Genomic DNA, 26,790 nt, shown 5'->3' with positions numbered 1-26,790 from the left:
GGACTCGGCGGACTGGGCGGAACGGACGGACCTCGGGGGAAGCTGTGGTGGAAGCGAACATGTGTGGCGCCGGAGGCAACCGTTACGTTGGGAGCCGTCCGGGAGGGAGCGGGTACCAGGTGGAGCGCAGGACAATCGGTGCGGCGGCGCTCGGCGTGGGCGCCGTCGGCCTCGGCTGCATGCCGATGAGCTGGGCCTATTCCACTTCCGAGCAGCGCGGCGACAGCTCGCTGCGCGCGGTGCACACCGCGCTGGACGCGGGGATGTCGCTGCTGGACACGGCCGACATGTACGGCCCCTTCACCAACGAGCTGCTGATCGGGCGCGCACTGAAGGAGCGGCGCGCGGAGGCGTTCGTCTCCACCAAGTGCGGACTGCTCGTGGGCGAGCAGCACATCGTCGCGAACGGTCGCCCCGGATATGTGCGGCGCGCCTGCGACTCCTCGCTGCGCAGGCTGCAGACCGACGTGATCGACCTCTACCAGCTGCACCGGGCCGACCCCGAGGTACCGATCGAGGAGACCTGGGGCGCGATGGCCGAGCTGGTGACGGCGGGCAAGGTACGCGCGCTGGGCTTCTGCGCCGTGGGCGCCCGCGCCGATCGACGCGCGGACGCCGGCATCCACGACGGGACCATACGGCAGCTCGAGCGCGTCCAGCAGGTGTTCCCGGTGAGCGGGGTGCAGGCCGAGCTGTCGGTCTGGTCCCGCGAGGCGCTGGAGACCCTGCTGCCCTGGTGCGAGGCGCGCGGTGTGGGGTTCCTGGCCGCCATGCCGCTGGGCAACGGCTACCTGAGCGGCGCGCTCACCACCGGGGGCGGCTTCGAGCCGGACGACGTGCGCGCCCGGCACCCCCGCTTCACCGCTGACATGATGGCCGCCAACCAGCCCATCGTGGCCGGGCTGCGCCGGGTGGCCCGGCGGCACGGCAACGCCACCCCGGCGCAGGTCGGCCTGGCCTGGGTGCTCGCGCAGGGCCGGCACGTGATCCCCGTGCCGGGCACCAAGAAGGCGCACTGGGCCGCCGAGAACGCCCGCGCCGCCGGACTGGCGCTCACCGTCGAGGACCTGGCCGAGGTCGACGGACTCCCCGCCGCGCAGGGCTCCTGGGACTGATCCGGCGAGCGGCTCCGGCGCCCGGCGGAGAATCCGGCGGACGACCGCGCCTCGGCGGCGCGGCCGGGGGAGGATGTGGTCCCCTGGGGAGTCCGCTTGTCGGGCACTGGCCGAGGACCCTTCCGGGAACGCCGGTCGGGGACGCCGATGGAGAACGAGGAGCCGAAACGTGCGACGTACGGCAGGTTTGCGCATCGTCGCGGTCTGCGCGCTGGCGCTGAGCGCGGGATGTTCCGGCGGGGGCGACGGCGGGGACGAGCCCTCGGAGGCGCGGAGCAGCACCGCCGCGGCGCCTTCGCCGAGCGCCGCCCCCGCCAAGGGTTCCGTGAAGGTGGTCAAAACGCTCACGACGGGGCTCGAGTCGCCCTGGGGGCTGGCCCCACTGCCCGGTGGGGATCTGCTCGTCTCCTCGCGGGACACCGGCAAGATCCTGCGCATCGACGGCGACAGCGGCAAGAAGACCGAGGTGGGCACCGTTCCCGGAGTGGAGCCGGGCGGCGAGGGCGGGCTGCTGGGACTCGCCGTCCCGCCGGACGGGGCGGAAGCCGGGAAGATGGTCTACGCCTACTTCACCTCCGCGTCCGACAACCGGATCGTGCGGATGCTCTACGACCCCGCCAAGGAGCCCGGGGACCAGCTCGGAGCACCGGACACCATCCTCAAGGGCATCCCCAAGGGACGGATCCACAACGGCGGGCGGATCGCGTTCGGCCCGGACAAGATGCTCTACGCCGGAACCGGCGAGTCCGGCGACGGCGGACTCGCGCAGGACAAGAAGTCGCTGGGCGGCAAGATCCTGCGGATGACGCCCGAGGGCGAACCCGCGGGGCACGGCAGCCCCGACCCGGACTCGGTCGTCTACTCCTGGGGGCACCGCAATGTGCAGGGCCTGGACTGGGACCGCGGCAAGCGGCTGTGGGCCTCCGAGTTCGGGCAGGACACCTGGGACGAACTCAACCTGATCGAGCCGGGCGGGAACTACGGCTGGCCGGACGCCGAGGGCAGGAGCGACGGAAAGAGGTTCGAGAACCCGGTCGAGCAGTGGCGCACGGACGAGGCGTCCCCCAGCGGACTGGCCGTCGCCGCGGGATCGGTGTGGATGGCGGGGCTGCGCGGGGAACGGCTGTGGCGGATCCCGCTCGACGGCGGGGAACCCGCCGCCGCCCCCCAGGCGTTCCTGAAGGGGAAGTACGGACGGCTCCGGACGGTGGTCGCGGACCGCAGCAGCGGTGGCGGCCACGGACTCTGGCTGGTCACGAGCGAGACGGACGGACGCGGCTCGCCCGAGAAGGGGGACGACCGCATCCTGCGACTCGAGGTGCATTGAGGATGGTCAGATGTTCAACCTGATGCAGGAGCTGTTCACACCGGGCAGCAAGCACACCGACGACGAGCAGCAGCGGCTGGAGCACACCCGGGTCCAGGAGGGCGTCGGCGACCCCGGCAAGGGGCCGATCGACCTGTCCTCCGGCCGGGCGCTCATCCGTCCACCCGAGCAACGGATCGAGCCGCGGCCGGGGCCGTCGGAGACGCTGCGACGCCCGGAGCAGCCGCCGTCCGCGGGGCGTCCGCCGTGGCGTCCCCGTCCGGGACCGCCGCGGAGCTGAGCCGCTTCGGGCTCACCAGCCGCAGCCGGAACGCCATGGCCGCCGCCTCGCCGCGGGTGGCCACGCCCAGCTTGGCGAGGATGTTGGAGACGTGCACGCTCGCCGTCTTCGGGGCGATGTAGAGGCGTTCGGCTATCTGCCGGTTGCTGCGGCCCTCGGCGACCAGTTCCAGCACGCCGCGCTCGCGCCGGGTGAGTCCGAACGCCTCCGCCGGGTCGGCGGGCGCGGACACCGGCCGGTCGGCGGCCGGGCGCTCGGAGTCCGCGGCACCGCCGAGCACGATCCGGGCGCGGGCCGCGAGCTGTTCGGCCTCGGCCCGCAGCGGCTCCGCGCCCAGTCGTGCCGCGGCGGAGTGCGCCTGCCCCAGCAGCTCCCGCGGGGCCGGGCAGTCACCGCGCCGCGCTTCCGCCTCCAGCAGCGCCTCGGCCCAGCGCAGCCGGGCGCGGGCCAGCGGCGCGGGGCGGTCCACCGGCACCCAGGCCCGCACCGCCGCCTCCCAGCCCTGTGGATCGCTCTCCCCCGCCGCCCGCTTCAGCTCGGCCTCCAGCAGCAGCGCGTACGCCTCCCACACGGGAGCCGGCCGGGGCAGCCTGCGGGCCGCGCGGCGCAGTTCGGCCAGTACCTCGTCCCGCCCCCGCTCGGCGTCCGGCAGGCCGCGGAGCTCCGCCTCGTAGGACGCGGCCGCGTACAGCAGGGCCCACGCGTAGGGGTGGGTGCCCGGCGGAAAGCCCTCCTGGAGGGCGGTCCTCAGCTCACGGCGGGCCGCGGCGACCGCGCCGCGCTCGGCCGCCAGCGCCATCGTGAAGAGCCGGAGCGCCACCATCCGCTGCGGCTCGCCCGCCGGGGACGATCCCATGGTGGCCGCGGCCTCCTCGACGGCCGACTCCAGCCCCGCCAGGTCTCCCCGGTCGCAGGCCAGCCGGGCGCGGAGCAGCGCCACCCAGGCGCGTACGTCGGCCACGCGGGCCGCCGCGGCGGCCCGTTCGAGCAGGTCCTCCGCCCGCCGCCAGTCCCCCGTCGAGAGCAGCGCCTCGGCCTGTCCGGCGAGGGCTCCCGCGTAGGAGTTGGGGCGCCCGCGGTCCCGGGCGACGCGGGCGGCTCCGGCGGCCTCCTCGGCGGCCTCCGCCGAGCGCCCCACCGCCTCCAGTTCCACGGCGATGTTGATGGCGGCGCAGGTCATCACGCTGGTGACGCCGGCCTCGTCCGCCTCGTCCCGCGCCCGGGCCAGTTCGGCGAGCCCCTCCTCCAAGTCGCCCGACTCGGCGAGCAGGGTGCCGAGGGTGACCCTGGCGTCCAGCTCGATGGTGGTAGCACCCACCACCCGGGCCAGTTCGACCGCGCGCACGGCGGTCGCCAGTGCCTCCCGCCCGGGACGGTGGATCATGCCCCAGCCCGCGGCGCTGGAGAGCACCTCCGCGTGGACCGCCGACGGCGGCAGCCCGCGGACCAGTTCCTGGGCCTTGGCGATCTGCGCCCACCCGTCGCCCTTGCCCATGTCCTCCAGCAGCAGCCCGCTCTTGAGCTGGAACCAGGCGGCCGTCAGCGGGTCCTTCGTCTCGTCCAGCCGGGCCAGGGCACGGCGGGCGAGGACCTTGGCCCGCGCCACGTCACCGCTGACGCGGGCGGCGGTGAGTGCTTCGGCCAGCACCTCGAGGAAGCCGGGCGGCCGGAAGGCGGGAGCCCGGTGGCCGTCGGGGTCCTCGGGGGCGTCGGCGCTCGGGAAGGTGCGCGGGATCCGCAGCGCGGGCAGTGCGGCCCGGTCCTCCTCGGGCACCTCGTCCCACAGTTCGATGACCCGCTCCAGCAGGCTGTGCTCCTCGGCGTACGCGTGCCGGTCCCGGGCCTCGCAGGCGGCGGACAGCGCCGCGGGCAGCGCCTTGGCCGCGTCCCGGCCGCGGTGCCAGTAGTGCGCCAGGCGGGCCAGCCGCTCCTCGGCCCGGACCAGGGACGGGTCGCTCTCCAGCGTCTCGGCGTAGCGGCGGCTGATGCGGGCCAGTTCGCCGGGGAGCAGGTCCTCCCGTACCGCCTCGCGCAGCAGGGCGTGCCGGAACAGATAGCCGGAGCCGTCGGCTGTGGGGCGCAGCACGTTGGCGCCGACCGCCGAGCGCAGCGCCTCCAGCAGCGCGTCCTCGGTGAGTCCGGCGACCCCGGCCAGCAGGGTGTGCTCCACGGCCGAGCCGCCGCCCGCCGCCAGCCGCACCACACGCTGGGCGGGTTCGGGCAGCGCCTCGACCCGGACGAGCAGCAGGTCGCGGAGCGAGTTGCTGATGGCGCAGGCGGCCTCGGTGGCCGTCAGCTCCTCGACGAAGAAGGGAATGCCCTCGGAGCGGCAGAAGATCTCCTCGGCCAGCTCCCCGGCGGGCTCGGTGCCCTTGATGCCGGTGATCTGGTCGCGCACCTCGCTGCGGGTCAGCCGGGGCAGCTCGAGGTGCAGCACGGTGCGCAGCCGGTCCTGTTCGGCGAGGAAGGGGCGCAGCGGGTGGCGGCGGTGGATGTCGTCCGTCCGGTAGGTGGCCAGCAGCACGAGCCGGCAGGTACGTACGGAGCGGAAGAGGTAGCCGAGCAGTTCCCTGGTGGAGCGGTCGGCCCACTGGAGGTCTTCGAGGGCGACGACGAGGGTGCGGTCGGCGGCCAGCCGTTCCAGCAACTGGGCCGTGGCCTCGAAGAGCCGGGCGCGTCCGCCGTCGGCGCCGTCGTCGTACTCCTCGCGCTGCGGCGCCGGTGCTCCGGGTGCCGCCAGGTCCGGCAGCAGCCGGGCCAGTTCGGTCTCGCGGCCCTCGGCGGCAGCGGCCAGCGCGGCGGGCGGCACGGCGCCGCGCAGCCCGCGCAGCGCGGTGGTGAAGGGCGCGAAGGGGAGGCCGTCCGCGCCCAGTTCCAGGCAGCCGCCGAGGGTGGTGACCCCGTCGGCCGCGCGGACCCGGGTGAGGAACTCCTCCAGCAGCCGGGTCTTGCCCACGCCCGCCTCGCCGCCGAGGAGGAGCGCCTGGGGAGCGCCCGTACCGGCGCGGGTGAGGGCAGTGGCGAGTGCGGTCAGTTCGGCGGTACGGCCGACGAACACGGGACTGACACCGGTTTGCAGGGGCACGTCACTCAGCATCGCATCCGGCACCGTCATAAGGCATCTGCCTTATGCGCGGCGCCTCCGGCGGCGACCGCCGGAGGCGCCGCCGCTCCGGGAACGCGCGCGCCGGGCACGGCCGCGCCGTGCCCGGTGGCCGGTCGGCCGCCCGCGGTGCCCCTGCCGCAGGCGGCACGCGCCGCGCTCACGCGGCCGGTACCCACACCCGCTCGCCTTCGCCCCGGTCCCTGCTCCTGCGGCCGAGCCAGGAGCGCGCGCCCGCGCGGCCCTGCTCCCGGCGTGCCGCCTTGGCCGCGCGGACCAGGCGCTCGTGCTCGGCCTCGCGGCGCAGGTCGTCCATCCGGTTCAGGTGGTGGGTGTGGTCGAGGTCGTACAGCATCTCTGCGGCCCCCTCGGGGAGTGGTTGCGAACTGTGCTTCCACAGTCCTCCCTGAGGGGGGTGCGGCACATCGGGCAACTGCCCGGTCCTGGCGGTCCGGGTGCCTTAGGACCCCGGACGGCGCCGGCCCGGGGGCCTTAGGACCCTGGTCCCGGGGGCCCGAGGACCTGAGGAGGAGGTACCGGGCGCGCCGGGGCCGCGGTACCGCACGGGGTGGGAACGGGGTCCGGGCCCGGCCGGGAGCCCGGGGGCACCGCGGGAGGCCGAAGGACTCCGCGGGACCGGAGTGCTCACCGGCCGGGGCCGCGGGACCCCGGGGGCTCACTGGCCGGGCGCAGCGGGTACCTCGGGCTGCGCGGCGAACAGGTCGAAGTACATGCCCCCGGCGACGAGGAGTCCGACCAGGCCGAGCAGCACCCCGCCCAGCGCCACGGCCTTGACCCAACCGCGCGCCCGGCTGCGGCCGGTGAGTGCCGCCAGCAGCAGGGCGCCGACCACGACGGCCAGTGCGGCGAAGATCCCGTTGACCACGGCCGCCGCGTGCCAGGGCGCCCCGTAGAGGGAGTTGACCTGGTCGGCCGCGGACCCGCCGGACCCCTGGGCGCTGCTCTCGATCTGGCCGATGAGGCTCTTGCGTTCGCGCAGCATGTCGCTGAAGGAGGTCCCGGTCAGCGAGGCGAGGCCGAGCCCGGCGCTGAGGACGGCCACCGCGCCGCCTGCCCAGTCCCGGCGCCGGCCGGACACGGAGTCCGCGGCCCGCGGGCCGTCGTCGGCGGCGCCGTCCCCGCCGTCCTCGTCGGCGCCGGGCTCGTCCCCGCCGTCCTCGTCGGCGCCGGGCTCGTCGGCGCCGGGCTCGTCACGGTTGCTGCCGCTCCCGCTGTCGGGAGCGTCCGCCGGGGAGTCGGGGCCCCGGGTGGACGGGCGTGCCACGTCCTCCTCCGGGTGCTTGCCGTCGTCGCCGCCGCGCCGGGCCGTTCCGCGCCCGGCCTGCTCCTCGGCCGCCGGGCTGCGCTGCTCCGCTGCTGCGGCCGCCTCGTCGGCCGGTTCCTCGTCCGGGGACCTAACGGTCGTGTTCTGCGTGGTCCTGGTGCTTTCGGTAGCCATGGGCGGCCACGGTAGGGGCGGTTTCTGAGAGACCGATGAGAGAGGCGGGGCGCTGTCCGACCACCGGTACGGGAGTGGTCACCGGCGCTGCCTCCTCGGCACCGGATCCCGGCTCGATGCTCAGTCGCGGCAGCCGCCGGTCCAGCCACTTGGGCAACCACCAGTTGGCGCCGCCGAGCATGTGCATCAGCGCCGGCACCAGCAGCGTGCGCAGGACGAACGCGTCCAGGGCCACCGCTGCGGCCAGCGCGATGCCGAACATGGCGATGAGCCGGTCGCCGCTGAGCACGAACCCGCCGAAGACCGAGATCATGATCACGGCCGCAGAGTTGATCACCTTGCTGGTCTCCGAGAGGCCGACCCGCACCGCACGCCGGTTGTCGCCGGTCAGCCGCCATTCCTCGTACATCCGGCTGACGAGGAAGACCTGGTAGTCCATGGACAGCCCGAACAGCACCGAGATCATGATGACCGGGAGGAAGGGCTCGATGGGGCCCGCGCTGCCCAGCCCGAGCAGTTCGCTGCCCCAGCCCCACTGGAAGACGGCGACCACCACGCCGAAGGCTCCGGCGACCGCCGCGATGTTCATCACCGCCGCCTTGACCGGGATGCCGATGCTCCGGAAGGCCACCAGCAGCAGCAGCGAGCCGAGGCCGATGACCACGCCGCCGAACAGCGGGAGCTTGCCGACGATGATGTCCGCGAAGTCGTCGTGGCCCGCGGTGGACCCGCCGACCAGGACCTCCATCGTCGACCCCTCCTCGGCCTTCGGCAGCACGTCCCCGCGCAGCCGGTCCACCAGGTCGGAGGTGGACCGGGACTGCGGGGAGCTGTCGGGCACCACCGTGATCACTCCGGTGTCGCCGCTGCCGTTGAACTCGGGCCCGCTGACCTGGGCGACCCCGGGGGTGTGCTGGATGTCGCCGCGCAGGTGGTCGAAGGCCAGTTTGTCGCCGGCTCCGTCCAGCTCTCCGACCAGCTTCAGCGGACCGTTGGTGCCCGGCCCGAAGCCGTCCGCGAGCATGTCGTAGGCCTTGCGGGTGGTGCTGGCCGCCGGGTCGTTGCCCTGGTCCGAGGTGCCCAGGTGCAGTCCGAGCGCGGGCAGCGCCAGCACGGCCATCAGCAGGGCCGCGACCCCGCCCAGCAGCTTGGGCCGGCGTTCCACGAAGGCGGACCAACGCATGGCGAAGCCCGTGGGGCGGTCCGGTCGCGGGCCGCGCTCGACGAGCTGACGGCGCTCCCGGCGGCTGAGGGCGCGCATGCCGATGAAACCGAGCAGGGCGGGCAGCAGGGTGACGGAGGCGGCCACGCTCAGCAGCACGGTCAGGCAGGCGGCGATCGCCACTCCGTTGAGGAAGCCGAGCCGCAGGATGAACATGCCCAGCAGGGCGATACAGACCGTGGCCCCCGCGAAGACCACCGCGCGTCCGGACACCGTCACCGCCCGGCGTGCGGCCTCGACCACCGGCAGCCCGGCGCGCAGCCCGCGCCGGTGCCGCGTGACGATGAACAGCGCGTAGTCGATGCCGACGCCCAGTCCGATGAGCATGCCCAGCATGGGCGCGAAGTCGGCGACGGTCATCAGCCGGCTGAGCAGCCCGGTGCCTGCGGTCGCGGTGCCCACGGCGACGACTGCGGTGACCAGCGGCAGCGCCGTGGCGGCGAGGGAGCCGAAGGCCAGGAAGAGGACGACGGCCGCCGCCGCCAGTCCGATGGCCTCGGCGAGGTGGGCCGTGGGCGCCTCGGCGACCGCCACGCCGGAGCCGCCCGCCTCGACCTGCAGACCGTCCCCGGATGCGTCCTGGACGGTGTCCAGGACGCGCTGCACGGTCTGCCCGCCCAGCTCGTCGGTGGGCCCGTCGAAGGTGAGAGCGGCAAAGGCGGTGTGCCCGTCGGGGCTGATCGCGCCGCCGCCCCCGGCGCCGTAGGGCGACTCCACGGACTCGACGCCGGGCAGGCCCTCGACCTCGTGCAGCGCCTCGGTCATCCGCTCCTGGACCGCCGTGGCACGCACCGTGCCCTGCTCCGAGTGCCACACGATCGTGTCACCGGCACCGGCCCGGTCGGGGAACGCGCTCTCCATACGCTCCGCCGCCCGGCCGGACTCGGTGCCCTGGGCACCGTAGTCGTCGGAGTAGGCGCTGCCGAGAAACGAGGAGGCCGTCACGGCACCGGCCAGCGCGGCGAGCCAGAGCAGCAGGACGAGGAGACGGCGCCTCAGGCACCAGCGGGCAAGAGCGGTCACGGGCGGTCGCCTGCTCCCGGGTGTCGTACGGGCGGGGAACGGAGTGCGTCGACTCCCGTCCGCCGCATCGGGCCTCCCGGCCGTCGGCTGGGAGCGGCGGTCCGAGGCGGTGCGGAACACCCCACCTCAAGGACCGTGCTCTGCAGCGTGCCATCCCGCAGTGATCGATTGCGGCGTTTGTGGCGATACCCACAGCGGCCCGGTTCCGCGTCTCAGCCCGTAGCCGCGTCCTCACCGCTCGGGCGGCGCCCCCGCTGCGGCGCTCCGGTCCGGGGTGCGGCGAGCCCGGCGCGAATCCACGCAAGCCCGGCGTGCGCCGCGTGCCGAGAGCGCCGGGGGAACTCGACCGGTACCGCCGTCGTCGGTACCCATTAGCCTGTGGGAGCCGTCCGGCGATCCCCTCGTGGAGGTCGGGCGGCCCGCAGGAGGCCGGAAGGCCCGGCGCACGCACCACACGGGATGGGGGACGGTCGTTACGTATGTCCAGGGAATTCCAACGCGGCCACAAGGCCAGGATCAGTGACCTGACGGCCGGTACGGATCTGTACGTGGGAGTGCAGATCGCCGGAGCCGGACTCTCCTTCGACATCAGCTGCTTCGGGCTGGACGGGCAGGAGCAGCTCTCGGACGACCGCTACTTCGTCTTCTTCAACCAGCCCGCCTCGCCCGAGGAGTCCCTGCAGCTGCTGGGTGCGCAGGCCGGGGACACCGAGTCCTTCCGGGTGACGCTGGAGCGGGTTCCCGCGCAGGTGCAGCGGCTGTCGTTCACGGCGTCCCTCGACGGGGCCGGGCAGATGTCCGGGATCGGCCCCGGCTACGTCCGCCTGGTGGCGGGCGGCGAGGAGGTGGCCCGCTACCCCTTCGACGGCTCGGAGTTCAGCACCGAGCGCGCCGTGATGCTGGGCGACATCTACCGGAAGGACGACGTCTGGCGGTTCGCCGCGATCGGTCAGGGGTTCGACGGAGGACTGGACGCACTGCTCAAGCACTTCGGCGGCGAGGTGCTGGAGGAGCAACAGGAGGAGAGCACTCCCGGGGCCGGGGCGGTGCCGGGCTTCGCGCCACCGGGCGGAGACGCTCCGCCGCCGCAGCCCGCTCCTGGGTTCGCCCCTCCGGCGAGCTCCGCGCCCGCACCGGCGCCCGCGTCTGCGCAGGCTCCGCAGCCCCAAGCGGTCCCGCAGCAGCCGCAGATGCCGCAGCAGCAGGCGCCACAGCCGCCGCAACAACCGCAGGCACCGCAGCAGCCCCAACCTCCTCAGCCACCCCAGCAGCCCCAGTCGCCCCCGCCGCCCGCTCCGGATCTCCACGGCGCCCCGACCGTGGTGGGTCCGCTCCAGCCGCAGCACGGCGGTCCGCCGCCACCGCCGCAGCCGGGGCCGCCCGGCGGAGCGCAGTTCGCCCCCGGCGGGATGCCACAGGCACCACAGGCACCTCACCCCTACCAGCAGGACCAGCCGCCGCCCCCGCAGCAGCCGGGGCCGCCGGGCGGGCAGCAGCTCTCCAATCCGTTCGCGCAGCAGCAGCCCGGCGGTCCCGGCGCACCGCAGTTCCCGCAGGTCCCGCAGGGCCCGGCCGCGGGCATCGGCGCGGTCCTGCAGAAGTTCCAGGAGGCGCCCAACGGCCAGCGTTGGACCCTGCAGAATCCCTCCCTGGTCCGTGCGGACATCGGCGTCGACGGCCGGCCCGTGCTCGCCAAACAGGGCAGCATGGTGCTCTACCAGGGGAAGGTCGACTTCTCCTACAAGGGCGCCGGCTTCACCGGGCGCGTGGTCGGCAACGCGACCGGCCAGGAGATGCAGCTGATGCGCTGCACCGGCCGCGGGCAGGTCTTCTTCGCCGAGGACGCGGCGCACGTCCACCCCGTCGAACTGCAGGGCGACGGACTGTGCGTCTCGGCCGAGAACGTGCTCGCCTTCGACGAGTCGCTGCAGCACGAGGTGCGCCGGATCGAGGGCCACGGCATCCCCGGAGGCGCACTGTTCACGATGCAGTTCAGCGGAACCGGCACCGTGGTCGTCAAGACCCGGGGCACCCCGGTCGTCCTCCCCGTCACCCCCACCACCTTCGCCGACGCGCAGGCGGTCGTGGCGTGGTCGGCGGCGGCACAGGTCATCGTCACCAGCCAGGTGCGGCTGCACCGCAACGCCTATCCGGGGCACAGCGGGGAGACCGTGAACCTCCAGTTCCGCGGGGCACCCGGCAACTTCATCGTCGTCCAGCCGTACGAGGTCTAGGGGGAGCCCGTCATGAACCAGCCAGCACCGCTCGCGGGCTTCGCGCCCGCTCCCGTGGCAGCACGCATGGAGAACCACGGCTCGCACATGGTCAAGGTGGCCATGCAGTCGGGCCAGGACCTGTTCGCACGGCCGGGCTCGATGGTCGCCTACGAGGGATTCGTGCAGTACGAGGCCAATCCGCCCGCCGTCCGCCAGCTGGCCTCCCAGTGGCTGACCGGCGAGCAGAACCCGCTGATGCTCTGCCGGGGCGACGGCCTGCTCTACCTGGCCGACTACGGCGCCGACGTGGTCTGCGTCAACCTCGCCGAGGAGGCGCTGTCGATCAACGGCACCAATCTGCTGGCCTTCGACGCGCATCTCCAGTGGGGCGTCGAGCGGGTCAAGGGACTGGCCAAGTTCGCCGGCCAGGGGCTGTTCAACGTCTCCGTCCGGGGCACCGGCTGGGCGGCCCTCACCTCGCGCGGCACCCCCGTGGTCGTGGACTGCGGGCGCGGCGAGGACGAGACCTACGTCGACCCGGACGCGCTGGTGGCCTGGTCCAGCGGGCTGAAGATGAAGAGCAAGCGCAGCATGAAGGCCGGAGCGCTCATCGGCCGGGGCAGCGGCGAGGCGTACCAGATCGCCTTCTCCGGACAGGGCTTCGTGGTGGTCCAGCCGAGCGAGGACAGCACCGACCGCATCCGGGTCCGGGGCTGAGGGGGAAGGAGAACAGCCGTGCAGAGTTCGCTCTTCGGATACGCCGAGGTCGCCACCGAGGACCGCTACGCGGTGCAGAACCCGCAGTTGCTGCGGGTGCAACTGGGGGGCCATGACGACGTGCTGGCCCGCAAGGGCGCCATGGTCGCCTACCAGGGGCTGCTGGAGTTCGACGCCGAGTACCAGGCGCGCGGCGGGCACCGCGGCTCGTTCCGCGAGCAGGTGCCGCTGATGCGCTGCTCCGGCCAGGGGACGGTCTTCCTGGCCAACCTGGCGCAGTACGTCCATGTGGTGGACATCGGCCGGGACGGGCTGACCGTGGACGCGGCCTACGTCCTGGCCATGGACTCCACGCTGCACCACGAGGTGATCTCGGTGGACAGCCAGTTCGGCATCTCCGGCACCGGGGCCTACAACCTCAACATCACCGGGCAGGGCAAGGTGGCGCTGATGACCTCAGGACAGCCGCTGCTGCTGAACGTCACCCCGGACACCTACGCCAACGCCGACTCGGACGCGGTCGTCGCCTGGTCCAGCGGGCTGCGGGTGCAGATGCAGGCCCAGACCTCCTCGCAGGGCGTCTGGCGGCGCCGCGGCAGCACCGGTGAGGGCTGGGAGCTCTCCTTCATGGGCCAGGGCTACGCCCTCGTCCAGCCCAGCGAGCTGCTCCCGCCGCAGCACGCACAGCTCGGCGGCGGACTGCGCGCCCAGTACGGGATGGGCGCCCAGGGAGCCCGCGGCCACAACCAGGGCAACATCTTCACCAATTGAGGCCCGGCCCCCGCCGGTTTCAGGTCAAAGATACCGGGGCCTCAACGCCTCTTCGGTGGTCTCCCGCCAGGCCCGGTAGGACGGCACCTTGTCCAGCACATTCAGGTCGGTGTGCTGGGCAAGGATGTCCGCGTCGTCCTGGAGCACGCTGTGCGCGTTCCGGCTCAGAAGCTGGTCCCACACCTGCTTGGGCCCAGCTTCACTTTCCCTTTGCCCTTCCCCTGCTCTGCGGACGTCACCCGCTTCTCCACATCGGCAGGTGTGCTGTAGGGGTAACGGCTGATGTCCAGTCCGGGGACGACGGCTGCGAGAGCGGCCTTGTCGGCCAGCATCCAGGACTCGGTCATCAGAACGGGTACGAGGGCTACGGGCTCCCCTGCGCGTTTCTCGCTCTCGGCGCCCATTGCCTCAGATGTGGACGTAGTCGTGCGCCTTGTCGGCAGCGTCCCAGTCGCAGTGGACAAAGAGTACGTCGCAGTCGCGGGCGAGTGATTTCGCTTCGGCGAGCACGTCGGCCGCTGACTTGTTCGTCCAGATGTCCGGTGAGGTGTCGCAGGAGCTGACCTCGACGTGCCGCTCCGACTGTTCGACCAGCACGTCGAGCTGCTTACGAATCAGCGCTTCCGAATACCGTCTGTCACTGTCGCCCTCGACCAGCAGCCCCGGTCGCAACGGCCCGTTATGGCGATCCGTAGAGATGCCGACTCTGGGTCACAACCTGCGCACCAAGTCGGCAATGTGTGCTGGACGCATTCCGCTCTCCAGCTCTTCGACACACAGAGTGCCGGGCCGCAACGGGTCGGCACTGGCCGCAAGCAACCCCAGCATCCGCAGTGTCCCGTCGGACAACAGAGAGGGGACCATCCACCCGGTGCGCTCGAACTCGACCTCGAAGTCGAACTCGTCCCGCCGTTCGATCAGATATGGCCGTACGTCGGACAGCCCCTCGATCACGCCCGCAGAGACGGCGACGGATCGACGCCAGACGGTCATCGCCCAGCCCGATTCTCCGTGCCCAGTCGTCGGCTGGAGCCCGCTGACCTTGACGGCACTTCCCCGCACAAGAAGGGGAACCTTCGGCCGTCCTCGTCCTTGCTCCTCGCGCGCCACGGTTACCCACAGCCACAACGGCAAAGGTCCCTCGGGACTGGGGACAATCACCCCGACCTCGATGGTGAAAGTGCCACCCTGTGCGCGGCCCTCGGCGCCTCCCCGATGGAACAGACCCTTCGGTGCGAGCCGCGGATCGTTCGAGACGGTTTCCTCGAACCCCTTCAGCCAGGTGCTCCCGTTCACCAGCGGCGCGCACGCAAGTATGCTCAGCCCGTACGTGCTACTCGGCTTTCCGCGGCCAGCGTCGCTCGACCTGGTGCTGTCGGAAACAGCGACCGGCAACACGTGGGTCGAGCGGAAGGCGGACGTCGTGTGCTACCAGCATCTCTTCGACGACGCGCGCACCAAAGCTCTGTCGCCGACGGAATCGGTAGCACTCATCAAGCGCGGAGCAACGAAGACCAAGCCATGAGAAGCCAGTTCGCCGCCCCGCGCCAGTCCGGCATGCCGGCCTGGCGGACCAGCAGCTATAGCGGCGGCAACGGGGACTGCGTCGAGGTCGCGACCGACCTCCCCCACACCGTCCCCGTGCGGGACACCAAACAGCGGCTGGACGTGGACCGGCCCACGCTCGTGTACGGGTACGAGGAGTGGGCACGGTTTGTCGGTCACCTCAAGTAGGACCCTGACGGAGTCACCGGCGCAGGCGGCGCAGAAGTTGGGCGGTGTGGGCGCGGCGGGACCGGGCGATGTAGGCGAGCACGACGCTCAGGAGGATGGTCGTGATCACGGCCTCGGGCGCGTCGAGCACCGTCAGGTTGAAGACGGTGGCGCCGATCATCAGGCCGATGAAGGCCAGCGCCGCGGCCCCGGACAGGATCGGGATCAGCAGCGCGACGGCGCCCAGCACTTCCAGGGAACCGACGGTGTAAAGGAACCAGTCGCCCCAGCCGATCCGGTCGAAGGCATCGACGGCCGCCTCGGCACGGAACAACTTGGGCGCACCGCTGGCCGCTCCGAGGAAGAGGGCGAGCAGCACCGTGAGGATCTTCGCGGCGAGCTCCTCGCGGCGGCCGGCCGCATCCTGGCGGTCGGCGGCGGACGGGACGCTGACGGTCTGGGACATCGGGTCTCCTCGGGAAGGTGCGGGCAACTCTCGAAAGGACAGACCGTGCCGCCCGCCGGAACTCATCGCTCCCGCCCGAACTCGCCGCAGCCACCGGCCCCGCGCCGGCTCGCCGCTGCCACCAGGCCGCCCCGCGGCCCGTCGTCGTCTCCCGCCTCCGCCCCGGCAACGGCCCTCGGCAGTGGGCCACGGCACAATCAAACGCATGGCACTCTCCCCTGCGGCTCTGCTGCCCCTCGCTGACGATCTGTACCTCTGGAAGCCACCGCGGCGCGGCTGGGGGCTCGCCAATTGCGGACTGCTGGCGACCTCGCAGGAGGCCCTGTGGATCGACACCCCCTACGACCGGCCCCTGGCCGAGGCGTTCCTGGCGGAGTCCCAGCGGATACTCGGCGGGCAGGGGATAGCCCGGATCGTCGTCACCCACGCCAACGGCGACCATCTGTGGGGCGCCGACGTCGTGCCGGCTGCCGAGGTGATCGCCACCCGGGAGGCCCGGCACCACCTCGAACTGGAGCCGAGCCCGGCGGAGTTGCGCCGGATGATCGACTCGTCGGGCGAGGGGTCCCCGGTCGGCAGCTATCTTGCGGAGCACTTCGGGCACTTCGACTGGTCCGGTACCCGGGTCGTGGCACCCACCACCGTCTTCGAGGGCGAGCTGGAGCTGACGGTCGGTGGCCACCCCGTCCTGCTGACCAGCCTGCCGCCCGCGCACACCACCGGGGACCTGCTGGTGCACCTGCCGGACCACGGCACCGTCTTCACCGGCGACGTCGTCTTCGGTTCGACGCCGCAGGAGCCCGGCGACCACCCGGTGCACTGGGCGGGGCCGCTGGAGAACGTCATCGGGGCCTGCGAGCGGGTGCTGGAGACCGGAGCCGGGATCATCGTCCCCGGCCACGGGCCGGTGCTCGACGCGGCCGGGCTGCGCTCCCACATCGGCTATCTGGACCGGCTGCGGGAGCGCGCGCACGCGCTGCACGCCCGCGGGGTGCCGGCGCTCGAGGCGGCGCGCACCATCGCCGGGGAGGGGTTCGGGCCGGAGCTCGGCCTGGTGGAGCGGCTGGTGGTGACCGTCGGAACCGAGTACCGGCACCTGGACGGCACCGAGCCGGGCCCGCTCGCCGAGGTGCTGCCCGAGATGATCGCCTTCGCCGCCGAGCAGCCCGGCCGCTGAGGCTGTCGACCTGACGCGGCGGCAGCGCGGGGGAACCGACACGGCGAGGGGTGGGGGCACCGGTCGCGGTGCCCCCACCCCTCGCCGTGCGGCCGGTCGGCCGGGCTCAGCCCTCGACGCCCAGCTTCTCCAGGATCATCTCGCGGGCACGGCCCGCGTCGGCCTGGCCCCGGGTGGCCTTCATGACGGCGCCGACCAGGGCACCGGCGGCCTGGACCTTGCCGCCGCGCACCTTCTCGGCGATGTCCGGGTTCCCGGCGATGGCCTCGTCGACGGCGGTACCCAGCGCACCCTCGTCCGAGACGACCTTGAGGCCACGCTTCTCGACCACCTCGTCCGGACCGCCTTCACCGGCCAGCACGCCCTCGATGGTCTGCCGGGCGAGCTTGTCGTTCAGCGAGCCCTCGGCGACCAGTGCGCAGAGCCGGGCGACCTGCTCGGGGGTGATGGGCAGCGCCGTCAGCTCGGCGCCGTCCTCGTTGGCGCGACGCGCGAGCTCCCCCATCCACCACTTGCGGGCCTGGTCGGCGGGGGCGCCGGCGTCCACGGTGGCGACGATCGGGTCGACGGCGCCCGCATTGAGCACCGACTGCATCTCGTGCTCGGAGATGCCCCACTCCTCGCGCAGCCGCATCCGCCGCACCCGGGGCAGCTCCGGCAGGGTGCCGCGCAGCTCCTCCACCCACTCGCGGGCGGGTGCGACGGGCACCAGGTCGGGCTCGGGGAAGTAGCGGTAGTCCTCCGCCTCCTCCTTGATCCGGCCGGAGGTGGTGGACCCGTCCTCCTCGTGGAAGTGCCGGGTCTCCTGGATGATGGTGCCGCCGGAGGAGAGCACAGCGGCGTGCCGCTGGATCTCGAACCGGGCGGCGCGCTCGACGCTGCGCAGCGAGTTGACGTTCTTCGTCTCGCTGCGGGTGCCGAACTTCTCGGTGCCCTTGGGGCGGAGCGAGAGGTTGACGTCGCAGCGCATCTGGCCCATCTCCATCCGGGCCTCGGAGACGCCGAGCGCCTTGATGAGCTCACGCAGCTCGGCGACGTACGCCTTGGCGACCTCCGGTGCCCGCTCGCCCGCGCCCTGGATGGGCTTGGTGACGATCTCGATCAGCGGGATGCCGGCCCGGTTGTAGTCCAGCAGCGAGTGCGAGGCGCCGTGGATGCGTCCGGTGGCCCCGCCCACGTGGGTGGACTTGCCGGTGTCCTCCTCCATGTGGGCGCGTTCGATCTCCACGCGGAAGACCTCGCCGTCCTCCAGCTGGACGTCCAGATAGCCGTCGAAGGCGATCGGCTCGTCGTACTGGGAGGTCTGGAAGTTCTTCGGCATGTCCGGATAGAAGTAGTTCTTCCGGGCGAAGCGGCACCAGTCGGCGATCCGGCAGTTCAGCGCGAGGCCGATCCGGACGGCGGACTCCACGCCCACCTTGTTGACGACGGGCAGCGCACCGGGCAGTCCCAGGCAGGTCGGGCAGACCTGGCTGTTCGCCTCGGCTCCCAGCTCGGTCGAGCAGCCGCAGAACATCTTGGTCCTGGTGCCGAGCTCGACGTGGACCTCGAGGCCCATGACGGGGTCGTAGGAGGCCAGTGCCTCGTCGTACGACACCAGTTCGGTGACGGTCACGGAAAACGTACCTTTCTCTCCCGCGTCAGTCGTCGAGGATGTCGTCGACGACGTCGAGCCGGCGCAGCTCGCGCACCAGCAGCACGACGCCGGTGACGATGCCGGCCGCGGAGACCGCCACATCGACGAGCTGCAGCATGTCCCCCTCCTTCTTCGCCTCCTTGGCGCGCTTGACGGTGCCGGGGACACCGATCAGCGAGGTGGCGATGGAGAAGTACAGCCCGGACCTGGACTTCTTGAAACCTTTGGCCTTCTGCAGCTTCGAACTCACAGCGACGGTGCCTCCTCTAGCAGCGGGTGCCCCCAACGTGCCTGGAAGGCGGCCTCCAGGGCCGCACCGACACGGTAGAGCCTGTCATCGGCCATGGCGGGGGCGATGATCTGCAGCCCCACCGGGAGCCCGTCCTCCGGTGCGAGTCCGCACGGGATGGACATGGCGGAGTTGCCCGCCAGGTTGGACGGGAGTGTGCAGACGTCCGCGAGGTACATCGCCATCGGGTCGTCGACGCGTTCGCCGATCGGCCAGGCGGTGGTGGGGGACGTCGGTGAGACCACCACGTCCACCTGCTCGAACGCCTTCTCGAAATCGCGGGTGATCAGGGTGCGGACCTTCTGCGCCGAGCCGTAGTAGGCGTCGTAGTAGCCGGAGCTGAGCGCGTAGGTGCCGAGCATGACGCGGCGCTTGACCTCGTCGCCGAAGCCGGCCTCCCGGGTCAGCGCGGTGACCTCCTCCGCCGAGTGGCTGCCGTCGTCGCCGCTGCGCAGGCCGTAGCGCATGGCGTCGAAACGGGCCAGGTTGGAGGAGCACTCGGACGGGGCGATCAGGTAGTAGGCCGCCAGGGCCTTGGTGAACGAGGGGCAGGACAGCTCCACGATCTCCGCGCCCAGCTCGCGCAGCAGTTCGACGGACTCGTCGAAGCGCTGCATCACGCCGTCCTGGTAGCCCTCGCCGCGGAACTCCTTGACGACGCCGACGCGCATCCCGCTCGCCGAGCCGTTGCGGGCCGCCGCCACGATGTCCGGGACCGGCTGCGCGATGGAGGTCGAGTCCCGCTCGTCGTGGCCCGCGATGACGCTGTGCAGCAGCGCCGCGTCCAGCACCGTACGGGCGCAGGGACCGCCCTGGTCCAGTGACGAGGAGAAGGCGATCATCCCGTACCGGGAGACCCCGCCGTAGGTGGGCTTGACGCCGACCGTGCCGGTCACGGCGGCGGGCTGGCGGATCGAGCCGCCGGTGTCCGTGCCGATGGCCAGCGGCGCCATGTGCGCGGCGAGCGAGGCGGCCGAGCCGCCGCCGGAGCCGCCCGGGATCCGGGTGAGGTCCCAGGGGTTGGCGGTCGGGCCGTAGGCGCTGCTCTCGGTGGAGGACCCCATGGCGAACTCGTCCATGTTGGTCTTGCCGAGGATGACGACGTCGGCGTCCTTGAGGCGCTTGGTGACCGTCGCGTCGTAGGGCGGGATCCAGCCCTCCAGGATCTTCGACCCCGCGGTGGTCGGCACCCCCTCGGTGGTGAACAGGTCCTTCAGCGCCAGCGGGACGCCGGCCAGCGGGCCCAGCTTCTCGCCGCGCTCCCGCTTGGCGTCGACCTCGCGGGCCTGGGCGAGCGCACCCTCGCGGTCCACGTGCAGGAAGGCGTTGACCTTCTCGTCCACCGCGCCGATCCGGGCCAGATGGGCCTCGGTCGCCTCGACGGCGGTGACCTCGCCGCTCGCGATCCGCGCCGCCAGTTCGGCGGCGGTCAGCGTGCTCAGTTCCTCCGGCATCCCGGTCACTCCTCCCCCAGGATCTGCGGCACCTTGAAGCGCTGCTGCTCCTGCGCGGGGGCTCCGGAGAGCGCCTGCTGCGGGGTCAGCGACGGACGGACCTCGTCCGGTCGCATGACGTTGGTGAGCGGGAGCGGGTGGGAGGTCGGTGGTACGGCCTCGTCGGCGACATCGGAGACGGCGGCCACCGCGCCGATGATGTCGTCGAGCTGTCCGGCGAAGTGGTCGAGCTCTTCGTCCTTCAGCTCCAGGCGCGCCAGCTTCGCGAGGTGGGCGACCTCCTCGCGCGAGATGCCAGGCATGCAGCGGTCCTCTGGGTGAGTGTCGGATTGTCCGCCCCAATCCTATGGGGCGCCCCCGACTGCCGGAGAACGGCTTTCCCGCTCGGGCCGTCCGGTGGTGGAGGGGCGGCCGTTCGTGCGCCGCGGGGCGCGTCGCCGCTGGTCAGAGCTTCGGAACGATGTACCTTTTACCCGAATTGCGTACCTATGAGGCGCAGGTCACCATAGAAACCGTCCTCAACGGAAAAAGGAGTGATCGTATGCCTATGGATCGCACCGCCCAGCCCGAGACCGCGGCGCTGGCCGCCGAAGTGGAAGGCCTGATGAGCGCCCCCGAGCCGGACGGCGTCTTCCGTGACACGCGGGAGTGCGGTGGTGGACTGGTTCTCGCCGCGCTGCTGCTGATCTCTCCCCCGACCCCCCGTCCCAAGACGGAGACGAAGTAACCAGGTAGGGGATCACCTTGACGGAACAGGCACAGGGAGCAGCCGCGTTGCACGCGGTCATCGCTGATGCCGCATCCGGGATCGCCCTCGCCCTCCGCGGCGAGGGCGATCCGTATGCGCTCACCAGGACCCTGCCCCAGGAAGACGCACTCTCGCCCGCGGCGGTCCGGGTGCTGGGGGCCGACGCCCTCGCCCCGTACGCCCTGGACGGCGGCCGCGGAGCCGACGGTGCGGGGGGCGCGGACGCGGCCATGGTGCGGCAGGCGCTCATCGCCTTCCCCCCCGGCGACGACCCCACGGCCGTCTCCGCCTGGAGCTACCGCGGACTGGTCGAGGCCACCCGCGCGCTGCTGCCCGCACACGCCGCACAGCTGCCGCCCGCGCCCGACCCGGCGGACGGCTGGCTGGACACCGAACCCTGGCCCCGGCTCTCGCACCGGGTCTCCCAGCTCGCCTCGCTCGCGCTGCCCGGACTCGCCGGCGCCCTCGCCGACCGGCTCTCCGGCCGGACCGAGGACCTGGCGCGCGGATTCGTGCGCGCGGTGCGCCGCCGCGACTGGCAGCAGGCCGCAGGGCTCGGCAGATGGCTGGCCAGACTGCCGCAGACCCCGCCGTCGCTCGGCCTGGACAGCGGACTGCGCTTCGTCCAGCAGATGAGCGGCGACCCGCGGGCCGCCGTGCACCTCACCGCCGCGCGGACCTTCTTCGGACGGGGCCGGTGACCACCGCCCGCGCGGCTCCCACGGAGCCGCGCGCCCGCCCCGGCACGGAACTCGCCGAACTCCTCGACGCCCTGGTCGCCGAGGGCCTGGACTGGATCGAGCGGCACAGCGCGCACTTCCGGCTGCCGCCGGACGTGGCGACCACCGCCGATCCCAATCTGACCCTCAAACCGCTCGGTGAACTCGCCGAGCTCTCGGCCCTGATCGCGGAGCTCCATCCGCTGCCGGAGCTCCGCGACCGGGCGCGGCGGCTGCTCGCGCACGCCTGGCAGGAGGCCCGGCATGGCGAGCTGTTCGCCGAACTCGTACGGGGCGAGCCGCAGGCGACCTACCCGGTGGAGCTGTACGGCAGCTTCGCCCGGGCCGGGCTGCGCGACGCCGCCGTGGACGAGCTGGTGCGGACCACCACCGGGCTGCGCGGCTGGCAACTGGCCCGCGAGGACCACACCCGCACCCTGGCCGTGCTCAACGCCGAGGCCAGGATCGGGGTGCCGCACCACACGGACTTCGCCGGCGCGCTGGCCCACACCTGGCTGGGGCGGCTGCCCGAGCCCTGGTTCCTGGAGTGCCGGACGGCCTACGGCCTCACCCACGACGTCTTCCACCTGACCGACTGGGGCCGCGCCCCCTGCCGGCTCTCCCCCGCCGCGGCCGAGTATCTGCGACTGTGGCTCCCGGCATGGCTGGGCAGCTGGCTGGAGGAGCGGCTGTGGGACCTGGCCGGAGAGCTCCTCGCCGTCGCCGCCTGCCTGCCGGGCGCCGCGCTCGACGCGGCGGCCTGGCAGCGGCTGGCCGCGGCACGCACCGCCGACGGCGCCCTGCCCGAGCGGGACGGCCCGCCGCCGCCCGGCACCGACCCTGCTGAGTGCTTCACCGCCTGCTACCACTCCACGCTCGTGCTGGCGTTCGCCGGCACCCTGGCCCGGACCGCGACCCTGGACAGCGAGGCTCCCGGATGACCACGACCGCCCCCGCACCCGCCCCTCCCGCCCTGCTGCACGGCGTGGGCGACCGCGCGCTGGCCTGGCTCGACGCCAACCGCGACCACTTCCGGCTCACGGAGGCGGACCGGGCACGCGGCGACGCGCTGATGGAGCGCCTCAAGCCGATCGGCGAGCTGGCCATCAACATGCGGATGCTCTCCCGGGAGGGTGTGGCGGGCGGCCGCCAGCGGGAGCGGGCCACCTCGCTGCTGGACTTCGCCTGGCGGGAGCTGCTGGACGGCGGCAACGTCCTGGCCGCGCTCCAGCACGACGAGCCCTTCTCCCCGGTACCGCTGGAGATCTACGCCGTCTTCCACGAGCTGGGCCACCGGCACCCCGGCCTGGAGGCCGCGCTGCGCGCACCGCGCGCCACCCGCGCCTGGCAGGCCCTGGAGATGGTCCCCAACCGGCGGCTCGGCGTCCTGAACGCGGAGCGCCGGATGGGGCTGGAGCCGAGCGGCGACTTCGCCGAGACCCTCGCCACCACCGTGCTGGGCCGGCAGCCGGAGCCATGGGCCGTGCAGCTGCACATCGCCTACGACATCACCCACACCGTCTTCCATTTGACCAACTGGGGTGAACAGCCCGAGGGCATCCCCGAGGAGCTGGCCCGCTATCTGGAGCTGTATCTGCCCGCCTGGGCGGCGGACTGGGCCGAACTGGAGCACTGGGACCTGCTGGGCGAACTCTTCATCGTCGACGCCTGCCTGCCACGCGCCGCCCTGGACGGGGCGCTGTGGGAGCGGTACGCGGCGGCGCAGTCGCCGACGGGCGCGATGCCGGTGCACGGGCCGATGCCGGAGGGCGATCCGTCCGACGTCTTCGACCTGGTGCACCATCCCACGCTGGTGTCCGCGTTCGCCTCCGCGATGGCCACCTCCCGCTCCCTGTCGGGCGGCGGCGCGTGAGCCCGGGCGGCTCCCGGACCGCGCTCGCCGAGCCACGGGTGAACACCTGCGGCTCCGAGGCCGCGCTCACCGACCGGCTGGCCCGCGAAGTGGCCCGCGTGGACGCCCCGGACGTGGTGTTCGGCGTCACCCGGCACGGTCGGCGCACCCTGGTGTCCGGCGGCCGGGCACAGCCGCCGGACACTCCGCGCGAGGCGCTGCGCTACGAACTGGGCTCGCTCTCCAAGACCTACACCGTGCTGCTGCTGGCGACGCTGGCCGACGAGGGCGTACTGCACCAGGACGATCCGCTCACGGCCCACCTGCCGCCCGCGGACCGGCCCGTGCGTCCCGAAGCGCACCGCATCACGCTGCGCCATCTGGCCACCCACACCTCCGGACTGCCCCGCGTCCCGCACGCACTCGTCCCGGGCGCACTGCTGCGGCCGCACCGCAACGGCTACGCCCGCTTCGGCACCGAGCGGCTGCTGCGCAGCTTCGCCGCCACCCGGCTGCGGCATCCGGCGGGCCGCAGGTGGATCTACTCCAACTTCGGGATCGCCCTGCTGGGCCCCGCCCTCTCCCGGGCGGGCGGCGGGAGCTTCCCCGCGGTACTGGGCACCCGGGTGCTGCGGCCCCTCGGGCTGACCGGGACCACGCTGGGGCCGGGCCCCGCCGGCGCGGACGCGGTCGGGCACCAGAGGGACGGCCGCACCCCCGTCCCGGGCGCCGACCTGGGCGGGTTCGGTGCGGCGGGAGCCGTCCGGGCCACCCCGCACGATCTGCTCGGCTTCCTGGAGGCCCACCTCTCCCCCGCGGACACCCCGCTGAACGGCCCGCTGCACGCGGTGCGGCGACCCCAGTTGCACCGGGGCGGGGAGCGCGGTGAGACCCACACCCTGACCTGGTTCCAGCACCCCGCGCCGGGCGGGCCGCTCCTCTTCCACGCCGGTGCGACCTTCGGGCAGCAGGCGTTCTGCGGCTTCCATCCGGCGTCCGGCACCGGCCTGACCGCCGTGGCCACCCGCCGCTACCGCGGCTGCCGGCTGGTGCCGACCGCCTACGAGCTGCTGTACGCGCTGGTGGAGGAGGCCGCGGCCGGGTGAACCGGGCCGCGGGCTCCCGTCACGGTGTGCGCGCGGGCGGTCCGGAGGGAAGGGAGCGGTCCGCCGGGACCTCCCGCGCCCGCAGCCAGGCCGTGGTCTCGCCGGGCGGCATGGCGGCCGCCACCAGCCAGCCCTGCACCGCGTCGCAGCCCAGGTCGCGCAGCCGCTCCCAGGTCTCGTCGTCCTCCACGCCCTCGGCGACCACCAGCAGCCCCAGGGAGTGGGCCAGATCGACGGTGCACCGCACGATCTCCGCGTCCTCGGTGTCCACCGCCAGCCGGGCCACGAACGAGCGGTCGATCTTCAGCTCGCTCACCGGCAGCCGCCGCAGATGCACCAGTGAGGAGTAGCCCGTCCCGAAGTCGTCCAGCGACATCTTCACGCCGTGGCCGGTCAGCCCCGCCAGGGTGTCGGCCGCCTGCTGCGGGTCCTCCAGCAGCACATGCTCGGTGATCTCCAGCTGGAGCGCGCCGGGCGGCACCCCGTGCCGGGCCAGCCGGGCCGCGACGGCCCCGGCGAAGCCGGGCGAGTGCACGTCGCGCGGCGAGACGTTGACCGCCACCGGCACCGTCAGCCCGCCCCTGCGCCAGGTGGCCACCTGGGCGAGCGCGGTCTCCAGCACGTACTCGGTCAGCCGCGGCATCAGCCCCGAGGTCTCGGCGATGGCGATGAACTCGTCCGGAGGGACCCGGCCCCGCTCCGGATGCACCCACCGCACCAGCGCCTCCAGCCCGGAGACGGTGCCGTCGAACCCGACCTTGGGCTGGTAGTGCAGTTCGACCTCGCCGGCGTCCAGCGCGCGCCGCAGATCGGCCAGCAGGCCGAGCCGGTCGGGGGTGTTGCCGTCCCGGGTGGCCTCGTAGACCTCCACGGCGGTGCGGTCGCGTTTGGCCTCGTACATCGCCACGTCGGCGCGGCGCAGCAGCCCCTCGGCCTCGGTGGCGTGTTCGGGGTAGACGGCGACTCCGGCGCTGGCCTCCAGCACCAGCGTGAGCCCGTCCAGATCGAGCGGGGAGCTGAGTGCCGAGACCAGGCCCCGGGCGATCCGCTGGGCGCTGGTGGTGGAGTCGGCGACGGGCAGCAGGACGGCGAACTCGTCCCCGCCGAGCCGGGCCGCCTCGGCACCGCGCGGCAGGGCGGCGCGCAGCCGCTCGGCGATCTGCAGCAGCAGCCGGTCACCCGCGAGATGGCCGAGGGTGTCGTTGACGGAGCGGAAGCGGTCGAGGTCGATGAGGACCAGCGCGGCGCGTTCGGCAGTGCGTTCGGCCTCGTCCAGGGCGGCCCAGGCGCGCTCCAGCAGCCACAGCCGGTTCGGCAGGCCGGTCAGCGGGTCGCGCAACTGCTCCTCGGCGCGGGCGCGGGCGATGCGCAGGGTGGAGTCGAGTGCGATCAGCGGGACGGCGAACAGCGGCAGGAGCGGCGACTTGTGCACCGCTACGACGACGATGAGCGGCGCGATGCCCAGCAGCGCGACGGCGATCAGGCCCTGCCGCACCACGGCGGTGCGCAGCGCCGAGGGCAGTCCGCGGGTGCGCGGGGCGAAGCAGAACCACTGCAGTCCCCGGGTGGTCAGCAGATACCCGGCGGCGGCCAGCGGGATCACGGCCGCGGCGGCCGGCGACCAGTCGTCGGGCTGCCACGGGTCCTCGACCGAGGGGTGCACCCCGCACAGTGCGAGGGCCAGTCCCGCGGCGGCGATGCCGAGGATGTCGATGGCCCCGTGCACGAACGCCTGCCGCCAGCGGTGCCGCCGCGCCCCGCCGACCAGCACCACGACCGCAAGACTGACCAGCAGTGCGGGCACCCAGCCGTACAACAGCAGAACGGCGAGGGTCAGCGCCGGGCCCGAACCGGTGCCGCTCCACCAGCGGTCCCGGCTCATGGTGACCAGATGCGCCACCACGCAGCCGGTGAGGACCGCGAACGACCAGCCGGGGGTGCCGTCCGGGAAGAGCATGCCGCCCCGCCACAGCACCCGGGCCGCGCCCGCGGCCAGCGCGAGCGCCGCGGCGGCCACCGCCAGCGCGGGCAGCAGCGGAGGGCGCAGCGCCACGAGCCGCTGGAGCCACGGCGCTTCCTCCCCGCCGCCCGCACCGGTCTCCGGCCCGCCGCCCGCACCCCCGCGGGCCGTCGCCTTCCGGTTCTCCGTCGCACCCCCGGACCTGCCCGCCCCGGTGTCTCGTCCCGCCCTGCCCCGGGTGCCGTCCGAGGGCAGGCGGGAGAACGGGGGCCTGGATCCCCCGGAGAAATCCAGCATCCTGGTCCCTCTCGCAGCCGTCCACGCCTGCCCCTCGCCACGACAGGCGTCTGTGTCAACAGTAGGCCGCTGCCTGGGAAGAGGGGCAGCGATCGGCCGGTCTTGCCCTGAATGCGTCTACGCGGTGCGTGCCCGACCGG

The 26,790-nt window shown here is 73.2% G+C and carries 26 protein-coding genes and 1 pseudogene; 14 read left to right on the top strand and 13 right to left on the bottom strand.

Going from position 1 to position 26,790, the window contains the following annotated elements; all coding sequences use genetic code 11:
- Positions 1-119 precede the first annotated feature (119 nt).
- The 3 genes and pseudogenes from ACFYMO_RS14090 to ACFYMO_RS14080 form a co-directional block, all read left to right on the top strand.
- Positions 120-1,115, top strand: coding sequence for an aldo/keto reductase (locus ACFYMO_RS14090; protein ID WP_366770248.1), 996 nt, complete (start codon positions 120-122; stop codon positions 1,113-1,115).
- Positions 1,116-1,284: 169 nt separating this feature from the next.
- Positions 1,285-2,442, top strand: a complete 1,158-nt coding sequence (locus tag ACFYMO_RS14085; RefSeq protein ID WP_388546400.1) for a PQQ-dependent sugar dehydrogenase — start codon at positions 1,285-1,287, stop codon at positions 2,440-2,442.
- 10 nt (positions 2,443-2,452) lie between these two features.
- Positions 2,453-2,539: pseudogene (locus tag ACFYMO_RS14080) on the top strand (DUF6191 domain-containing protein); the annotation flags it as partial.
- Between the two features lie 55 nt (positions 2,540-2,594).
- Here the strand turns inward: ACFYMO_RS14080 and ACFYMO_RS14075 are convergent.
- The 4 genes from ACFYMO_RS14075 to ACFYMO_RS14060 form a co-directional block, all read right to left on the bottom strand.
- Positions 2,595-5,837 carry an AAA family ATPase gene (locus tag ACFYMO_RS14075; RefSeq protein ID WP_388546397.1) on the bottom strand — a complete coding sequence of 1,081 codons (3,243 nt, stop codon included), beginning with the start codon at positions 5,835-5,837 and terminating at the stop codon, positions 2,595-2,597.
- Positions 5,838-5,985: 148 nt separating this feature from the next.
- On the bottom strand, positions 5,986-6,180 hold the full coding sequence (locus ACFYMO_RS14070) for a hypothetical protein (RefSeq protein ID WP_366770251.1): 195 nt from the start codon (positions 6,178-6,180) through the stop codon (positions 5,986-5,988).
- A gap of 321 nt (positions 6,181-6,501) precedes the next feature.
- Positions 6,502-7,284: a hypothetical protein gene (locus ACFYMO_RS14065; RefSeq protein WP_388546394.1), complete on the bottom strand. Its 783-nt coding sequence runs from the start codon at positions 7,282-7,284 to the stop codon at positions 6,502-6,504.
- Positions 7,241-9,529, bottom strand: coding sequence for an MMPL family transporter (locus ACFYMO_RS14060; protein ID WP_388546391.1), 2,289 nt, complete (start codon positions 9,527-9,529; stop codon positions 7,241-7,243). Before ACFYMO_RS14060 ends, ACFYMO_RS14065 begins: the two co-directional genes overlap by 44 nt.
- Before the next feature lie 479 nt (positions 9,530-10,008).
- Here ACFYMO_RS14060 and ACFYMO_RS14055 point away from each other — a divergent pair, with 479 nt between their 5' ends.
- Genes ACFYMO_RS14055 through ACFYMO_RS14045 form a run of 3 tightly spaced genes read left to right on the top strand, consistent with a single transcriptional unit; the run spans position 10,009 to position 13,233 of the window.
- Complete coding sequence (locus ACFYMO_RS14055) at positions 10,009-11,763, top strand: TerD family protein (RefSeq protein WP_388546388.1); 1,755 nt, start codon at positions 10,009-10,011, stop codon at positions 11,761-11,763.
- Positions 11,764-11,775: 12 nt separating this feature from the next.
- A complete protein-coding gene (locus tag ACFYMO_RS14050) occupies positions 11,776-12,462 on the top strand; it encodes an AIM24 family protein (RefSeq protein WP_366770255.1) in 687 nt (228 codons plus the stop codon).
- A gap of 18 nt (positions 12,463-12,480) precedes the next feature.
- The gene (locus ACFYMO_RS14045; protein WP_366770256.1) at positions 12,481-13,233 is read left to right on the top strand and encodes an AIM24 family protein; all 753 of its coding nucleotides are present in this window, start codon (positions 12,481-12,483) and stop codon (positions 13,231-13,233) included.
- 24 nt (positions 13,234-13,257) lie between these two features.
- Here ACFYMO_RS14045 and ACFYMO_RS14040 read toward each other — a convergent pair whose 3' ends face one another.
- The 3 genes from ACFYMO_RS14040 to ACFYMO_RS14030 form a co-directional block, all read right to left on the bottom strand.
- Positions 13,258-13,416 (bottom strand): hypothetical protein, encoded by a 159-nt coding sequence (locus tag ACFYMO_RS14040; protein WP_366770257.1) that lies wholly within the window; start codon positions 13,414-13,416, stop codon positions 13,258-13,260.
- A gap of 225 nt (positions 13,417-13,641) precedes the next feature.
- Positions 13,642-13,830 (bottom strand): hypothetical protein, encoded by a 189-nt coding sequence (locus ACFYMO_RS14035; protein WP_388546384.1) that lies wholly within the window; start codon positions 13,828-13,830, stop codon positions 13,642-13,644.
- Between the two features lie 114 nt (positions 13,831-13,944).
- Positions 13,945-14,529 carry an AAA family ATPase gene (locus ACFYMO_RS14030; RefSeq protein WP_366770259.1) on the bottom strand — a complete coding sequence of 195 codons (585 nt, stop codon included), beginning with the start codon at positions 14,527-14,529 and terminating at the stop codon, positions 13,945-13,947.
- A gap of 19 nt (positions 14,530-14,548) precedes the next feature.
- On the opposite strand from ACFYMO_RS14030, the gene ACFYMO_RS14025 reads away from it, so the two are divergent.
- Entirely contained in the window at positions 14,549-14,758 is a 210-nt protein-coding gene (locus tag ACFYMO_RS14025) for a Scr1 family TA system antitoxin-like transcriptional regulator (RefSeq protein ID WP_366770260.1), read from the top strand.
- Entirely contained in the window at positions 14,755-14,967 is a 213-nt protein-coding gene (locus tag ACFYMO_RS14020) for a DUF397 domain-containing protein (protein WP_388546381.1), read from the top strand. The genes ACFYMO_RS14025 and ACFYMO_RS14020 overlap by 4 nt, the downstream gene beginning before the upstream one ends.
- Before the next feature lie 13 nt (positions 14,968-14,980).
- On the opposite strand, the gene ACFYMO_RS14015 is transcribed toward ACFYMO_RS14020, so the two are convergent.
- Positions 14,981-15,412, bottom strand: coding sequence for a DoxX family protein (locus ACFYMO_RS14015; RefSeq protein ID WP_366770263.1), 432 nt, complete (start codon positions 15,410-15,412; stop codon positions 14,981-14,983).
- 205 nt (positions 15,413-15,617) lie between these two features.
- Between ACFYMO_RS14015 and ACFYMO_RS14010 the strand changes: the two genes are divergently transcribed.
- Complete coding sequence (locus ACFYMO_RS14010) at positions 15,618-16,589, top strand: MBL fold metallo-hydrolase (RefSeq protein WP_366770264.1); 972 nt, start codon at positions 15,618-15,620, stop codon at positions 16,587-16,589.
- A 106-nt stretch (positions 16,590-16,695) separates the two neighbouring features.
- Here the strand turns inward: ACFYMO_RS14010 and gatB are convergent, their stop codons facing one another.
- From gatB to gatC, 4 genes are read right to left on the bottom strand one after another with little or no spacing between them, the layout of a single operon-like run.
- A complete protein-coding gene (gene gatB, locus ACFYMO_RS14005; protein ID WP_366770265.1) occupies positions 16,696-18,204 on the bottom strand; it encodes an Asp-tRNA(Asn)/Glu-tRNA(Gln) amidotransferase subunit GatB in 1,509 nt (502 codons plus the stop codon).
- Positions 18,205-18,229: 25 nt separating this feature from the next.
- Positions 18,230-18,475, bottom strand: coding sequence for a hypothetical protein (locus ACFYMO_RS14000; protein WP_366770266.1), 246 nt, complete (start codon positions 18,473-18,475; stop codon positions 18,230-18,232).
- The gene (gatA, locus tag ACFYMO_RS13995) at positions 18,472-19,968 is read right to left on the bottom strand and encodes an Asp-tRNA(Asn)/Glu-tRNA(Gln) amidotransferase subunit GatA (RefSeq protein WP_366770267.1); all 1,497 of its coding nucleotides are present in this window, start codon (positions 19,966-19,968) and stop codon (positions 18,472-18,474) included. Before gatA ends, ACFYMO_RS14000 begins: the two co-directional genes overlap by 4 nt.
- A gap of 5 nt (positions 19,969-19,973) precedes the next feature.
- Positions 19,974-20,270 (bottom strand): Asp-tRNA(Asn)/Glu-tRNA(Gln) amidotransferase subunit GatC, encoded by a 297-nt coding sequence (gene gatC, locus ACFYMO_RS13990; RefSeq protein WP_019355978.1) that lies wholly within the window; start codon positions 20,268-20,270, stop codon positions 19,974-19,976.
- A gap of 239 nt (positions 20,271-20,509) precedes the next feature.
- Between gatC and ACFYMO_RS13985 the strand changes: the two genes are divergently transcribed.
- The 5 genes from ACFYMO_RS13985 to ACFYMO_RS13965 are packed head-to-tail and all read left to right on the top strand — an operon-like array spanning position 20,510 to position 24,393.
- Positions 20,510-20,695, top strand: a complete 186-nt coding sequence (locus tag ACFYMO_RS13985; protein ID WP_366770268.1) for a hypothetical protein — start codon at positions 20,510-20,512, stop codon at positions 20,693-20,695.
- 17 nt (positions 20,696-20,712) lie between these two features.
- Positions 20,713-21,417: a hypothetical protein gene (locus tag ACFYMO_RS13980; protein ID WP_366770269.1), complete on the top strand. Its 705-nt coding sequence runs from the start codon at positions 20,713-20,715 to the stop codon at positions 21,415-21,417.
- Positions 21,414-22,376, top strand: a complete 963-nt coding sequence (locus ACFYMO_RS13975) for a DUF6895 family protein (RefSeq protein WP_388546374.1) — start codon at positions 21,414-21,416, stop codon at positions 22,374-22,376. Before ACFYMO_RS13980 ends, ACFYMO_RS13975 begins: the two co-directional genes overlap by 4 nt.
- Positions 22,373-23,308, top strand: a complete 936-nt coding sequence (locus tag ACFYMO_RS13970) for a DUF6895 family protein (RefSeq protein WP_366770271.1) — start codon at positions 22,373-22,375, stop codon at positions 23,306-23,308. Before ACFYMO_RS13975 ends, ACFYMO_RS13970 begins: the two co-directional genes overlap by 4 nt.
- The gene (locus ACFYMO_RS13965) at positions 23,305-24,393 is read left to right on the top strand and encodes a serine hydrolase domain-containing protein (protein WP_388546372.1); all 1,089 of its coding nucleotides are present in this window, start codon (positions 23,305-23,307) and stop codon (positions 24,391-24,393) included. Before ACFYMO_RS13970 ends, ACFYMO_RS13965 begins: the two co-directional genes overlap by 4 nt.
- Positions 24,394-24,412: 19 nt before the next feature.
- Here ACFYMO_RS13965 and ACFYMO_RS13960 read toward each other — a convergent pair whose 3' ends face one another.
- Positions 24,413-26,650, bottom strand: coding sequence for a bifunctional diguanylate cyclase/phosphodiesterase (locus tag ACFYMO_RS13960; RefSeq protein ID WP_366770273.1), 2,238 nt, complete (start codon positions 26,648-26,650; stop codon positions 24,413-24,415).
- Positions 26,651-26,790: the final 140 nt, after the last annotated feature.

This window comes from Streptomyces sp. NPDC007025 (assembly GCF_042869455.1).
GTDB lineage: Bacteria > Actinomycetota > Actinomycetes > Streptomycetales > Streptomycetaceae > Streptomyces.
The sequence above is the reverse complement of the archived record's forward strand: the minus strand, read 5'-3'. Positions and strand labels throughout refer to the sequence as shown.

Excerpts from the sequence above, each read along its gene's own strand:
- ACFYMO_RS14075 (WP_388546397.1), bottom strand. The coding sequence starts at position 5,837 with ATGACGGTGCCGGATGCGATGCTGAGTGACGTGCCCCTGCAAACCGGT.
- ACFYMO_RS14055 (WP_388546388.1), top strand. The coding sequence starts at position 10,009 with ATGTCCAGGGAATTCCAACGCGGCCACAAGGCCAGGATCAGTGACCTG.
- gatC (WP_019355978.1), bottom strand. The coding sequence starts at position 20,270 with ATGCCTGGCATCTCGCGCGAGGAGGTCGCCCACCTCGCGAAGCTGGCG.
- ACFYMO_RS14065 (WP_388546394.1), bottom strand. The coding sequence starts at position 7,284 with ATGGCTACCGAAAGCACCAGGACCACGCAGAACACGACCGTTAGGTCC.
- ACFYMO_RS14010 (WP_366770264.1), top strand. The coding sequence starts at position 15,618 with ATGGCACTCTCCCCTGCGGCTCTGCTGCCCCTCGCTGACGATCTGTAC.
- ACFYMO_RS14015 (WP_366770263.1), bottom strand. The coding sequence starts at position 15,412 with ATGTCCCAGACCGTCAGCGTCCCGTCCGCCGCCGACCGCCAGGATGCG.
- ACFYMO_RS13960 (WP_366770273.1), bottom strand. The coding sequence starts at position 26,650 with ATGCTGGATTTCTCCGGGGGATCCAGGCCCCCGTTCTCCCGCCTGCCC.
- ACFYMO_RS14050 (WP_366770255.1), top strand. The coding sequence starts at position 11,776 with ATGAACCAGCCAGCACCGCTCGCGGGCTTCGCGCCCGCTCCCGTGGCA.
- gatA (WP_366770267.1), bottom strand. The coding sequence starts at position 19,968 with ATGCCGGAGGAACTGAGCACGCTGACCGCCGCCGAACTGGCGGCGCGG.
- ACFYMO_RS14070 (WP_366770251.1), bottom strand. The coding sequence starts at position 6,180 with ATGCTGTACGACCTCGACCACACCCACCACCTGAACCGGATGGACGAC.
- ACFYMO_RS13970 (WP_366770271.1), top strand. The coding sequence starts at position 22,373 with ATGACCACGACCGCCCCCGCACCCGCCCCTCCCGCCCTGCTGCACGGC.
- ACFYMO_RS14020 (WP_388546381.1), top strand. The coding sequence starts at position 14,755 with ATGAGAAGCCAGTTCGCCGCCCCGCGCCAGTCCGGCATGCCGGCCTGG.
- ACFYMO_RS14025 (WP_366770260.1), top strand. The coding sequence starts at position 14,549 with ATGCTCAGCCCGTACGTGCTACTCGGCTTTCCGCGGCCAGCGTCGCTC.
- ACFYMO_RS13985 (WP_366770268.1), top strand. The coding sequence starts at position 20,510 with ATGCCTATGGATCGCACCGCCCAGCCCGAGACCGCGGCGCTGGCCGCC.